10 protein-coding genes and 3 pseudogenes are annotated in these 12446 nt (G+C 74.3%); 7 read left to right on the top strand and 6 right to left on the bottom strand.

Going from position 1 to position 12446, the window contains the following annotated elements:
- Positions 1 to 99 precede the first annotated feature (99 nt).
- Positions 100 to 795: a DedA family protein gene (locus ABZZ38_RS19695; protein WP_356741399.1), complete on the top strand. Its 696-nt coding sequence runs from the start codon at positions 100 to 102 to the stop codon at positions 793 to 795.
- Positions 796 to 993: 198 nt separating this feature from the next.
- On the opposite strand, the gene ABZZ38_RS19690 is transcribed toward ABZZ38_RS19695, so the two are convergent.
- A complete protein-coding gene (locus tag ABZZ38_RS19690; RefSeq protein ID WP_356741397.1) occupies positions 994 to 1524 on the bottom strand; it encodes a gamma carbonic anhydrase family protein in 531 nt (176 codons plus the stop codon).
- 139 nt (positions 1525 to 1663) lie between these two features.
- On the opposite strand from ABZZ38_RS19690, the gene ABZZ38_RS19685 reads away from it, so the two are divergent.
- Complete coding sequence (locus ABZZ38_RS19685; protein WP_356741395.1) at positions 1664 to 2431, top strand: acyltransferase; 768 nt, start codon at positions 1664 to 1666, stop codon at positions 2429 to 2431.
- 12 nt (positions 2432 to 2443) lie between these two features.
- On the opposite strand, the pseudogene ABZZ38_RS19680 reads toward ABZZ38_RS19685, so the two are convergent.
- Positions 2444 to 2899 (bottom strand): annotated as a pseudogene (locus tag ABZZ38_RS19680) (hypothetical protein); the annotation flags it as partial.
- Between the two features lie 108 nt (positions 2900 to 3007).
- Here ABZZ38_RS19680 and ABZZ38_RS19675 point away from each other — a divergent pair.
- Together ABZZ38_RS19675 and ABZZ38_RS19670 are read left to right on the top strand one after the other, a co-directional pair.
- Positions 3008 to 3580 carry an XRE family transcriptional regulator gene (locus ABZZ38_RS19675; protein WP_356741393.1) on the top strand — a complete coding sequence of 191 codons (573 nt, stop codon included), beginning with the start codon at positions 3008 to 3010 and terminating at the stop codon, positions 3578 to 3580.
- A gap of 44 nt (positions 3581 to 3624) precedes the next feature.
- Positions 3625 to 4183 (top strand): annotated as a pseudogene (locus tag ABZZ38_RS19670) (YbaK/EbsC family protein).
- Between the two features lie 9 nt (positions 4184 to 4192).
- Here the strand turns inward: ABZZ38_RS19670 and ABZZ38_RS19665 are convergent.
- Positions 4193 to 4600, bottom strand: a complete 408-nt coding sequence (locus ABZZ38_RS19665; protein ID WP_356741391.1) for a CoA-binding protein — start codon at positions 4598 to 4600, stop codon at positions 4193 to 4195.
- 146 nt (positions 4601 to 4746) lie between these two features.
- On the opposite strand from ABZZ38_RS19665, the gene ABZZ38_RS19660 reads away from it, so the two are divergent.
- The 3 genes from ABZZ38_RS19660 to ABZZ38_RS19650 are packed head-to-tail and all read left to right on the top strand — an operon-like array spanning position 4747 to position 9650.
- Entirely contained in the window at positions 4747 to 5373 is a 627-nt protein-coding gene (locus ABZZ38_RS19660; RefSeq protein WP_356741389.1) for a YigZ family protein, read from the top strand.
- Between the two features lie 42 nt (positions 5374 to 5415).
- Positions 5416 to 6585 (top strand): exonuclease SbcCD subunit D, encoded by a 1170-nt coding sequence (locus tag ABZZ38_RS19655; RefSeq protein WP_356741387.1) that lies wholly within the window; start codon positions 5416 to 5418, stop codon positions 6583 to 6585.
- On the top strand, positions 6582 to 9650 hold the full coding sequence (locus tag ABZZ38_RS19650; RefSeq protein WP_356741385.1) for an SMC family ATPase: 3069 nt from the start codon (positions 6582 to 6584) through the stop codon (positions 9648 to 9650). The genes ABZZ38_RS19655 and ABZZ38_RS19650 overlap by 4 nt, the downstream gene beginning before the upstream one ends.
- Here the strand turns inward: ABZZ38_RS19650 and ABZZ38_RS19645 are convergent.
- The 3 genes and pseudogenes from ABZZ38_RS19645 to ABZZ38_RS19635 all read right to left on the bottom strand — a co-directional run.
- Positions 9640 to 9795, bottom strand: a pseudogene (locus ABZZ38_RS19645) (Lrp/AsnC ligand binding domain-containing protein); the annotation flags it as partial. The gene ABZZ38_RS19650 and the pseudogene ABZZ38_RS19645 sit on opposite strands and share 11 nt — an antisense overlap.
- Positions 9796 to 9814: 19 nt before the next feature.
- A complete protein-coding gene (locus ABZZ38_RS19640) occupies positions 9815 to 10690 on the bottom strand; it encodes an ATP-grasp domain-containing protein (RefSeq protein WP_356741383.1) in 876 nt (291 codons plus the stop codon).
- Positions 10687 to 12423: a DUF885 domain-containing protein gene (locus tag ABZZ38_RS19635; RefSeq protein WP_356741381.1), complete on the bottom strand. Its 1737-nt coding sequence runs from the start codon at positions 12421 to 12423 to the stop codon at positions 10687 to 10689. The genes ABZZ38_RS19640 and ABZZ38_RS19635 overlap by 4 nt, the downstream gene beginning before the upstream one ends.
- Positions 12424 to 12446 lie beyond the last annotated feature (23 nt).

Here is a 12446-nt window from a genome sequence, read left to right as displayed (position 1 = left end):
GTAGGCTGCCCGGGCGTGCGCGCCGTCGCCGCGCACGCCCGGGCAGCCCGCGCCGTCACGGCACGCGGCACACAAGTCGATTTTTCGGAGGAGCCGGCGTTGCACGTCCAGGAGTGGCTCGAGACGGTTCCACCGGTCGCCATCTACCTCCTGGTGGGGGTGGTGATCGGGCTGGAGAGCCTCGGCATCCCGCTGCCCGGCGAGATCGTCCTCGTCAGTTCCGCGCTCCTCGCGTCCCAGCACGGGGACATCAACCCGTACGTCCTGGGGGCCTGCGCGACCGCGGGCGCGATCATCGGCGACTCGATCGGCTACGCCATCGGCCGCAAGGGCGGGCGTCCCCTGCTCGCCCGGCTGGGGCGGAAGTTCCCCAAGCACTTCGGCGAAGCCAATATCGCCATGGCGGAGCGGTCCTTCGAGAAGTGGGGCATGTGGGCCGTCTTCTTCGGCCGGTTCGTGGCGCTGCTGCGGATCTTCGCCGGCCCCCTCGCGGGTGTGCTGCGCATGCCGTACTGGAAGTTCGCCATCGCCAACGTCTTCGGCGGGATCCTCTGGGCGGGCGGCACCACCGCCGTCATCTACTCGGTCGGGATCGTCGCCGAGGCGTGGCTGAAGCGGTTCTCGTGGCTGGGCCTCGTCCTGGCGGTGCTGGTGGGCCTGTCCTCCCTGCTCGTCCTGAAGAGCCGGGCCAAGAAGGCGGCGGCGGGCGTGGAGGCGGCGGTGGCGGCAACTGCGGTGGCGGTGCCCGACTCGCCGGCCGCGGGCCGGGAACCGGTGCCGGCGGCGGCCGACTGATCCCGCGCGGCGGCCTGCCGCGCGTGGTCCGCTGCGCGGGGGCCTTCCCCTACCCGCCCCTTCCCGAACCGGGGCTTCGCCCCGGACCCCGTACGGCCTTCGGTCGTGTCCTCAAAGGCCGGACGGGCTGAACCCAGCCCCGTCGGCGTTGAGGCGCGGGCACCCCGGCCTCCGGGGGCGAGGCCGGGCCGGAGCGCGTCAGGACTCGTGGGCCTCGCGGTGTCCCTCGGCGAGCTCCAGGTACATCGCGGCGTTCAGCCTGATGCCCTCCCGCTCCTCGTCGGTCAGCTCCCGCTTGACCTTCGCGGGCACGCCCGCGACCAGCGAGCCGGGCGGGACCCGCATCCCCTGCGGCACGAGCGCCTGGGCCGCGATCAGCGAACCGGCGCCGATGTGGGCGCCGTTGAGGACGGTGGCGCCCATGCCGACGAGTACGTCGTCCTCGACCGTGCAGCCGTGCAGCACCGCGTTGTGACCGACCGACACACGCGCGCCGACCGTGACGGGGAAGCCCGGGTCGACGTGGACCGTGCAGTTGTCCTGGATGTTGCTGTCGGCGCCGAGGACGATCGGGCCGCAGTCGGCGCGCAGCACGGCGTGGTACCAGACGCTCGACCCCGGGGCCATCGTCACGTCACCGACCACCACGGCGGTCGGTGCGGCGAACGCCTCCGGGTCGACCCTCGGTTCCTTGCCGCCCACGCCGGTGATCAACGCCCGCTCGGCCATCGCCTGCTCCCTCGCTGCCCATGTGCTGGTGGTCGCGCCAGGGGAACCGTAAGCCACGGCCCTGGCGGCGGTGACGGTGGGGCGAACATCACAGGCCCGTGCGCCGGTCCGCCATGACCTGGCCGATTACCGTGTGCGGGTGCCGAAGAACAGAAACACGTTCTCCTCGCTGGCCGCCTGGCGGCGGCGGGTCCTCACGCGCGCCGTGCACGGCGGCTGGCGCTGGGTGCAGGAGACGGGCGCCGTCACCGCCGAGCGGCCCGGGCGGCTGCGGTTCCGCAGACTCGGCGCCGGCACCCGGCTCGCCTTCCCGCAGGGCACCGTCTTCGGCGAGGCCTGGATCGAGGTCGGCGACCACTGCATCATCGCCGAGCAGGTGACGCTCACCGCCGGGATGATGCCCGGCCTGGACCTGGGCCCCGAGCCGGTCCTCACCCTCGGCAACGGCGTGGTCCTGGGGCGCGGCAGCCATGTCATCGCCGACGCCGCGGTGACCATCGGAGCGGACACGTTCTGCGGCCCGTACGTCTACATCACCTCGACCAACCACAGTTACGACGATCCCCACGAGCCGGTCGGGCGGCAGTGGCCGCGCACCCAGCCGGTGGAGATCGGCCCCGGCAGCTGGCTCGGCACGGGTGCGGTGATCCTGCCCGGCGCCCGGCTCGGCCGCAATGTGGTGGTCGCCGCGGGCGCCGTCGTACGGGGAGAGGTGCCCGACCACGCGGTGGTGGCCGGGGCGCCGGCCCGTGTCGTACGCCGCTGGGACGCCGAGACGGGCTGGCAGCCGCCGCTGCGTACGCCCACGCCCCGGCCCATTCCGGAGGGCGTCACACCGGAACAACTGCTGGCGCTCGCGGAGCTGGAACCGGAGACTCTCGCCGCGCTCGAACCGGGGAAGGGCTGAAAGGGCCGAGCACCCGGCGGCCGGCAGGACGGTGCCGACCGGCGCCGGCCCCGCTCCGGCCGCCCGCACCGCGCGGAGCCGCTCCTTGAGCACGCCCCGCGCGGCGAGCGCCGTCACCACCGGGTGGAGGCCGGCCAGTACGGCGGCCACGGTGACCGGACCGCTCTGCGCGGCGATCGCGTACCTGCCGTTGGCGGCGACGTCCGCCGGCCCCGCGGAGGCGAGGGCCGGCAGGGAGCCCGTGATCACCCGGATTCCGCCGTCCTCGGGCAGGGCCCGCCCGCGACCACACCGAGGGAGCCGAGCCGGCAGACCACGCCCGTCGGGCCCGGCGCAGCGCCTTGTGGAAGGCGAGCATCGCCGCGGGCCCCACGGCGCCCGCCGTGACCGCGTACCGGAGCCGCGGGCCGGCCTCGCTCCAGCGCCGGTCGCGACGGCGACGGCGACGGCGCCGAGGATGATGACGGCGCCGGCGACGACCGAATGGCTTCCTCGCAGTACAGTGCGGTGAACAGTGAGTGCACCACACCGTAGTGCAGTCTGTTGAACGCTGTCATCCAGAATATTGGACGGAATGTGTCGGACCTCGATCAGCTCACCCAGTCGCTCGCCCGCAACCTCAAGCGCTGGCGCGGGGAGCGGGGCTTCACGCTGGACGCGCTGGCCGCGCGGGCAGGGGTGAGCCGCGGCATGATCATCCAGATCGAGCAGGCCCGTACGAACCCGAGCGTCGGCACCACCGTGAAGCTGGCCGACGCGCTCGGCGTCTCCATCACCACACTGCTCGACTACGAGCAGGGCGCCCACGTCCGGCTCGTGCCGGAGGAGCAGGCGGTGCGCATGTGGTCCACGGACAAGGGCAGCCACACCACCCTCCTCGTCGGCGCCGAGGCGCGCGGACCGCTGGAGCTGTGGTCATGGACGCTCATGCCGGGCGACGCCCACACCTCCGACCCCCACCCGGACGGCACCACCGAACTGCTGCAGGTCACGGCGGGGGAGCTCACGCTGGTGGTCGACGGGACCGGCCACCGGGTGCCGGCGGGGACGTCCGCGGTCTTCGAGTCCAACGTCCCGCACGCGTACCGCAACGACGGACAGGAGACGGTGGAGATGACGATGGCGGTCTCCATCCCGCCCGCCCGCTGAGACGGGGAAAACCCCCTCGGGGCACCGCTGTTGGCGTGGCACGCCTGCGTGCACCCGTCGGAGACTTCGACGACGCCAGGCCCGCGCCCGACTGCCTCGACCAGCTCACGGCGCCCGTCGCCGACGCCGTACGCGCGTGGCAGGGGGACGTGCCCGCCGATCAGCTGCCGTACGTCGACACCGACCCGGAGATCGCCGACACGGCCCTCTCCGTCGAGCACCACGGGCGGGCGTTGCTCGACACCTCCGCCAACTGCGTCGTCGTCGCGGGCAAGCGGGGCGGCGAGACCCGGCTCGCCGCGGGCCTGGTCCCGTCCGGCACCCGGGCCGAAACGTCAACGGCGTCGTGCGCGAGCACCTCGGCGCCCGCGAGGCGTCGTTCGCGCCGATGGACGCCGCGACCGGCGGCACCGGCATGGAGTACGGCGGGATCACCCCGATCGGCCTGCCCGCCGGGTGGCCGCTGCTCGTCGACTCCACGGTCGTCGACACGGAGTGGGTGCTGATGGCAGCGGCCGGCGCCGGGGCGAGCCGATCGTGCCCGGCAAGGCCTTCGCGGGACTGCCGGGGGCGGTGGTCCTCGACGGGCTGGGCGTCGCCTGACGCCAGGGGTCAGCCCAGCTTCGGGATCTCGATGGCGGGGCAGCGGTCCATGACCATGTCGAGACCGGCGGCGCGCGTGCGCTCGTACGCGTCCCGGTCGATCACGTCCAGCTGGAACCAGACGGCCTTCGCGCCCTTGGCCACCGCTTCGTCGGCTACGGCCCCCGCCAGGGAGCTGTTGACGAAGACGTCCACGACATCCACGGGGAAGGGGATGTCCGCGAGCGACGCGTACCCCTGCTCCCCGTGGACGGTCTCCGCCTTCGGGTGCACGGGCACGATCCGCTTGCCGAAGCGCTGCAGCACGGCGGCCACGCCGTAGGCCGCGCGGGACCGGTTGCCGGACAGCCCGACCACCGCCCAGGTGTCCCCGGACTCGGTGAGGATCTTGCGGATGGTCTCCGTATCGCTCTGCACGCTCTGGCCTCCTGCGGATAGCTGTCTGTGGGCGGTAACCGGCGGCGGGGACGATTCCTTCCCGTGTCCCGCCGATGCTCCCGGTCTCCCGTCCCCGCTCCTTCCCGGTGTCCTGCCCCCGATCCCGCCCCGCATAGGGTGGCGGTATGCAGGAGCAGTACCGGACGGTCGCCCGTGAGGGTGTGCACGAGACCGAGATCAACCGCTCGCGCTTCCTCTGCGCGCTCGCGCCCGTCGCGACCGAGCAGGAGGCGCAGGACTTCGTCGCGCGCGTCCGCAGGGAGCACCCGACCGCCACCCACAACTGCTTCGCGTACGTCATCGGCGCCGACGCCTCCGTACAGAAGGCGAGCGACGACGGCGAACCGGGCGGCACGGCCGGGGTGCCCATGCTCCAGATGCTCCTGCGGCGCGAGGTGCGCTACGTCGCCGCCGTCGTCACCCGCTACTACGGCGGCGTCAAGCTCGGCGCCGGCGGACTGATCAGGGCGTACGGCGGTGTCGTCGGCGAGGCGCTGGACGCGCTCGGCACCCTCACCCGCCGCCGCTTCCGCCTCGCCACCGTCACCGTCGACCACCAGCGGGCCGGGAAGCTGGAGAACGATCTGCGCGCGACCGGGCGGGCCGTGCGTGACGTGCGTTACGCCGAGGCCGTCACCATCGAGGTCGGCCTGCCGGACGCCGACGTGGACAACTTCCGTGCCTGGCTGGCGGATGCGACGGCCGGAACCGCGGCCCTGGAACTCGGTGGCGAGGCGTACGGAGACGGCTGAACGCCCACGCGTTGTCATACCCCACCGTTAATCTCAGGGATCATGAGACTCCTGCACACGTCGGACTGGCACCTGGGACGGTCGTTCCACCGGGTCGGCCTGCTCGACGCCCAGTCCGCGTTCCTCGACCACCTGGTGGCGACGGTACGCACGCGTGACGTGGACGCGGTGCTGGTGGCAGGGGACGTCTACGACCGCGCGGTGCCGCCGCTGCCCGCCGTGGAGCTCTTCGACACGGCTCTTCACCGGCTCGCCGAAGCCGGCGTACCGACCGTCATGATCTCCGGTAACCACGACTCGGGACGCAGGCTCGGCGTCGGAGCGGGACTCATCGGCCGCGCGGGGATACACCTGCGCACCGACCCGGCCGGGATCGGCACCCCCGTCGTACTGGCGGACGCCCACGGCGACGTCGCCCTCTACGGCCTGCCGTACCTCGAACCCGCGCTCGTCCGCGACGAGTTGGGGGCAAGTAAGGCGGGGCACGAGGCGGTCCTGACGGCAGCCATGCGGCGCGTGCGCGCCGACCTCGCCGAGCGGCCCCCCGGCACCCGCTCCGTGGTCCTCGCCCACGCCTTCGTCGCGGGCGGCGAACCGAGCGACAGCGAGCGCGACATCACCGTCGGCGGCGTGGCCGCCGTCCCGGCCGGCGTCTTCGACGGCGTCGACTACGTCGCCCTCGGCCACCTGCACGGCAGCCAGACCCTCACCCCGCGCGTGCGCTACTCCGGCTCCCCCCTCGCGTACTCCTTCTCCGAGACCGGCCACCGCAAGACCATGTGGCTCATCGACCTGGGCGCGGACGGGGAGATCACCGCCGCCGAGCGGATCGACTGCCCGGTGCCGCGCGCCCTCGCCCGCATCCGGGGGCGCCTCGACGACCTGCTCGACGACCCGGCGCTGACCCGCCACGAGGATGCCTGGATCGAGGCCACCCTCACCGACCCGGTCCGCCCGGCCGACCCCATGGCCAGGCTCAGCGAGCGCTTCCCGCACACCCTCAGCCTGGTCTTCGAGCCCGAGCGGGCCGACGACGCGACCGCCGACTCCTACGCGCGGCGGCTGCGCGGACGCAGCGACCAGCAGATCGCAGAGGACTTCGTGGCCCACGTACGGGGCGGGGCGGGCCCGGACGAACCGGAACGCGCCGCGCTGAACCGCGCCTTCGAGGACGTCCGGGTCGACCTGGCACAGCGCGAGGTGACCGGGTGAGGCTCCACCGGCTCGACATCACCGGCTTCGGCCCCTTCTCCACCACCCAGAGCGTCGACTTCGACGCCCTGTCCGAGGCGGGCCTCTTCCTGCTCCACGGCCCGACCGGCGCCGGCAAGACATCCGTTCTCGACGCCGTCTGCTACGCCCTGTACGGAGCGGTGCCCGGCGCACGCCAGAGCCCCGGCGCCTCCCTGCGCAGCGACCACGCCCCGGCCGGGTCGGTCACCGAGGTCGTGCTCGACCTGACCGTGGCCGGGCGGCGGCTGGAGATCACCCGGCGGCCCGAGCAACCGCGCCCCAAGAAGCGCGGCTCCGGCTTCACCAGGGAGAAGGCCCAGACCTGGCTGCGCGAGTACGACCCGCAGAGCGGTACATGGCGGGGGCTCAGCCGCTCCCACCAGGAAATCGGCGAGGAGATCACCCGGCTCATCGGCATGAGCCGCGAGCAGTTCTGCCAGGTCGTGCTGTTGCCGCAGGGCGACTTCGCCCGCTTCCTGCGCGCCGACGCCGAGGCACGCGGCAAGCTCCTCGGCCGCCTCTTCGACACCAGGCGCTTCGCCGCCGTGGAGGAACACCTCGCCGGGCTGCGACGCGCCGCCGAACAGCAGGTACGGGACGGCGACGAACGGCTGCTCGCCCTCGCCCACCGGATGGCCCAGGCCGCCGGCACGGCCGCCGCGGACTTCCCGGCGCCGGACGGCAAGCCCGGCGACCCGGGCCTCGCCGAGTCCGTCCTCGCCTGGGCGGCAGTCGCCCGCGTGGGAGCGCGCGAGGCGCTGGACCTCGCCACGTCGGCGCTCGCCACAGCGGAGAGCCGGCAGGCCGCCGCCCGACACGCGCTGGACGAGGAGCTGGACCTCGCCGCCCGGCAGCGGCGGTACGACGACGCCCGCCGCCGCCGCGAGGAGCTGGATCTGCGGCGCGACGAGCGCGACGCGTGGCAGGCCCGGCTGGAGCGGGGCCGCCGGGCCGAACGGGTCGCCGGGCCGCTCGGCCTGCGCGCCGACGCCGAACGGGAACACCGCGCGGCGCTGGCCGCCCATGAACGGGCCTCGGCGGAACTGCCACAGGACCTCGCCGACGCGAGCGCCGAGCAACTGGCCGCGCTCGCCGGGCAGTTGCGCCAGGAACTCGGCGGCCTCGAAACCGCCCGCCGGGCCGAGCGGCGCGCCGCCGAGATCGCCCGCGAGCGCGCGGAGCTGGACCGGCAGGCCCGCGCCGACGACGACACCCTCCGAGAGGCGGCCGGATGGCTCGCCGACTGGGAGAGCCGCCGCCGCGCCCTCCAGGACGCGGTCGAAGCCGCCCAGGAGGCGGCGACCCGCGCCGAACACCTCGCGGGCCGCCTCGAACCGGCGCGCCGCCGACTGGCCTCCGCCCGCCGCCGCGACACGCTGGTACGCGACCTCGCCGCCGCCGACACCCGCCTCATGGCCGCGCGGGAGCAGGCCAACGCCGCCCACGAAACCTGGCTGGACCTGCGGGAGCGCCGCCTGCGCGGCGTTGCCGCGGAACTCGCCGCGGGCCTCACCCCCGGAAAGCCCTGCGCCGTCTGCGGCTCCCGCGCTCACCCGGACCCTGCCCGCGCCGACGCCGACCACGTCGACCGCACCGCCGAGGACGCGGCCTACGAGGCCCACACCCGCGCGGACGAGGCCCGCTCGGCCGCGGAACGCGAACGGGCGGTGCTCCACGAAGCGCTGACCGCCGCCCGCGCGGACGTCGCTTCCGCGCACCGGAACAGCGAAACGGACGAAGCCATTCCGTACGCCGGGGCCGGTGACCGGCCGACCGTCGCCGAACTCGCGGAAATCGTTCGGCGCCTGGAAGAGGAGTACGGCGAGGCCCGCGACGCGGCTGCCGGGACGCACGCCGCACGGGAGGCGCTGGACCGCGCCGAGGGCGAGTACCGGCGGCGGCTCGACGTACGTCAGCACGTGGAGCGCCGCGCCGCCGCGCGCACGTCGCAGCGGGAGGCTATCGACCGCGAGCAGACCGTCATCGACGCCGAGCTCGCCTCCGTTCAGGGAAGCGTCGTGGAGCACGCCACCCTGCTGGAGCGGCGCATCGCCCGGATGACGGAGGCAGCCACGGCGGTACGGACCGTCGAGGAGACCGCCCGGCGCCTCAAGGACGCCGACGGCCGGCTCGCCGACGCGGCGTTCCGCGCCGGGTTCGACACACCGGCCGCCGCGTCCGCCGCCCTGCTTGACGACGCGCACCACCGCGACCTGCAGCACCGGCTGGACGACTGGCAGGCCGAGGCCGCCGCGGTCGCCGACCGGCTCGCCGAACCCGGGACACGGGCCGCGGCGGAACGCCCGCCGGCCGACCCGGCGACCGCCCGGGCCGCCCACGACGCGGCCGACCGCGCCCTGCGCGACGCCACGTCCGCCCTGGCCGCCCACCGTGACCGCCTCGACCAGCTCACCCGGCTCTCCCGCGAGGCGGACAGGGAGGTCCGGCGGCTGGGGCCCCTGCGCCGGGAGTACGACCGCATCGCACGGCTCGCGGGGCTCACGGCCGGTACCTCCGCCGAGAACGAGCGCAAGATGCGGCTGGAGTCGTACGTGCTGGCCGCCCGGCTCGAACAGGTCGCCGCCGCCGCCACCGCGCGCCTGCAGCGCATGTCGTCCGGCCGTTACACCCTCGTTCACTCCGACGCCCGCAGCGGCGGCAAACGGGCCGGCCTCGGCCTGCACGTCGTCGACGCGTGGACGGGCCGGGAGCGCGACACCGCCACGCTCTCCGGCGGTGAGACGTTCTTCGCCTCGCTCGCCCTGGCCCTGGGCCTGGCCGACGTCGTCACCGACGAGGCCGGCGGCGTCCGCCTCGACACCCTCTTCATCGACGAGGGCTTCGGCAGCCTCGACGACCAGACCCTCGACGAGGTGCTGGACGTCCTCGACTCGCTGCGCGAACGGGACCGCAGCGTCGGCATCGTCAGCCACGTCGCCGACCTGCGCCGCCGCATCCCCACCCAACTGGAGGTCGTCAAGGAGCGGGGCGGCTCGGCGGTGCGTCTGCGCACCGGCTCCGCTCCCCGGGGTGTCAGGGGCTGATCGGGCGGCGCGGCAGCGGCGACGAGTGGACGACGCTCGTCGTCACCGAGATCACCGCGCCGACCTTGCCGGAGATCTCCTCCAGGTGCCCCATCGACCGGGCGGCGACCCTCAGCACGGAGCAGCCCTCGCCCGTCACACGGTGGCCGCTGCCCACCGCCCGCCTACCGACCCGCGGGGCCGTCCCCCGCGCCGAGCAGCGCACGGAACAGGGCGGTCCCGTCCGCACCCGCGGGGAGGCCGCTCACCTGGCCGTCGCCCACCTCGACCACTCGCCACACCCCGTCGGCGCGCAGCGCGAAGTCCGTGGTGACGAAACGGCAGCCGAGCGCCCGTACCGCCGTACGCGCCGTGTCCCACCGTGGCGCCGGGAGCCGGTCGGGGGTGTCGGGATGCGCGGTGGCCAGGGCGGGCTCGCCGTCCACCCACCACACCCGCGCCTCGGCCGTGCCGCCGGTGAACTCCTCGTACCGCCTGATCACCAGCCCGCCCGCGAGGTCGTCCCCCTGGAGCTCCAGAAAGCGGCCGGCCACCGCGGCGAACCGCCCGCGGTCGGAGAGTTCGGGGACGTAACACGCCTCGTCCCACTCGTGCTTGCGTGACTTCACGTAGTCCTTGACGACCGCCGGGCCCGGCCCGAGGGGTGAGACCAGGGACGTCACGTCGGGCAGCGGCGCGCCCGGACGCAGCGGCAGCCACACGCTGGGCGGCGTCAGCCCCTCGAAGTGGGCGTACCAGCCCGGCAGTTCATGTGCCCGCCGGTACGCGTCCGCGGAGGTGAACAGCGCGCACCCGCGAGCCGCCAGAGCCCGCTCGCACTGCGCGTACCGCCCGGACGGGATCATCCAGCCCCGGTACCAGTACGGTCCCGACCCGGCCGGGACCCGCGCCACCGCCGTCGCCATGTCGCCCGCCACGAGCGCGTCATGGTCGACGAGCGCCACCGCACCGCCCAGGGCGCGGACGGCCGCGACCTCCTCGGCGTGGACGGGGTCGGGCCGCCCGGCCCGGAGCGGATCGGCGGGGAAGAGCACCCTCACAGCCGCGACAGCTCGTCCACCAGGTCGTCCAGCCCCAGCGGGCCCTGCGACAGGGCGGCCATGTGCCACTTCTTCGCGTCGAAGGCGTCACCGTGCGCCTTGCGGGCGTTCTCCCGGCCCAGCAGCCACGCACGCTCGCCCAGCTTGTAGCCGATGGCCTGCGCGGGCATCGACAGATAGCGGGTGAGCTCGCTCTCCACGAAGGCCGGGGGCCTGCTGCTGTGCCGCTGGAAGAACTCCTGCGCCAGCTCCGGCGTCCACCGCTCGCCCGGGTGGAACGGCGAGTGCGCGGGGATGTCCAGCTCCAGGTGCATGCCGATGTCCACGATCACACGGCACGCCCGCATCATCTGGGCGTCCAGATAGCCGAGCCGGCGCTCCGGGTCCGGCAGGAAGCCCAGTTCGTCCATGAGCCGCTCCGCGTACAGCGCCCAGCCCTCGGCGTTGGCGCTGACGCCGCCGATGGTCGCCTGGTAGCGGGAGAGCCGGTCGGCGACGTGCACCCACTGCGCGATCTGGAGGTGATGCCCGGGCACGCCCTCGTGGTACCAGGTCGACACCAGGTCGTACACCGGGAAGCGCGTCTCGCCGTCCACCGGCAGCCAGGTGCGGCCGGGGCGGGAGAAGTCCTCGGAGGGGCCGGTGTAGTACGGGGCGGCGGCGCCGCCCGGCGGAGCGATCCGCGACTCCACCTTCCGTACCCGCTCCGCGAGTTCGAAGTGGGTGCCGTCCAGCGCCTCGATCGCCTCGTCCATCAGGCTCTGCAGCCAGACCCGCACCTCCTCGACGCCCTCGATGTGCGTACCGTGCTCGTCGAGGTGGGCGAGCGCCTCCCACGGCCCGGCGCCCGGCAGGATCTTCCCGGCCTCGACGCGCATCTCGCCGAGGATGCGGTGGTATTCGTCCCAGCCGTACGCGTAGGCCTCGTCGAGGTCGAAGTCGGCGCCGTTGAAGTAGCGCGACCAGCGGGCGTAGCGCTCGCGGCCCACCGTGTCCGGCGCGTCCTTCACCGCGGGGGCGTACACGTCCCGCATCCAGTCGCGCAGCTCGCCCAGCGCCCGGGTGGCGCCGCGGGCCGCGGTGTCCAGCTCGGCCCGCAGCGCGGCGGGCCCGGCGGCCACGAAGTCCTCGAACCAGCCGCGCCGCGCCCCACCGCCGCCCTCCGCGCCGGTGTCACCCGCGCCCCGCCCGCCGGCTTCGCCGCCGGTCCACTCCGTGAGCTGTCCGATGAAGGTGGCCGTGGCACGCGGTCCGCCGCGCAGGCCCCGCTCCAGGCCCGCTTCGAGCGACTGGCGGTAACCGTCCAGGGCGGCCGGCACGGCGCGCAGCCGCTCGGCGACCGCGGCCCAGTCCTCGTCCGTCTCGGTGGGCATCACGGTGAACGCGATGCGCACGCTGTGCGCGGGGGAGCGCATGTTGCTCACCGCGCACAGCCCCTCACCGGCCTCGTGGATGGCGAGCTCCGCCGTCAGGCGCTCCCGCAGGAGCCGTCCGCAGCGCCGCTCGGCGTCGCTGTCCGCCCCGGAAAGGCGCTCGGCCTCGTCGAGCCGGGCGAGCGTCTCGCGCGCCAGTACGGCGAGCTCCTCCTGGCCGGCGGGGGTGAAGTCCGGGAGGAGTCCGGCGCTTTCCTTGACGCCCAGGTACGTACCGGTGATCGGGTCGAGTGCGATGAGGGCGTCGACATAGGCGTCGGCGACCTGGCGGGGGAGGGCGCTGCTGGAGGTCTCTGGCATGAGGCCATCCTGGTATGCCAGAG

This window comes from Streptomyces sp. NPDC006368 (genome assembly GCF_040612535.1).
In the GTDB taxonomy this organism is placed as follows: Bacteria; Actinomycetota; Actinomycetes; order Streptomycetales; family Streptomycetaceae; genus Streptomyces.
The sequence above is the reverse complement of the archived record's forward strand: the minus strand, read 5'-3'. Positions and strand labels throughout refer to the sequence as shown.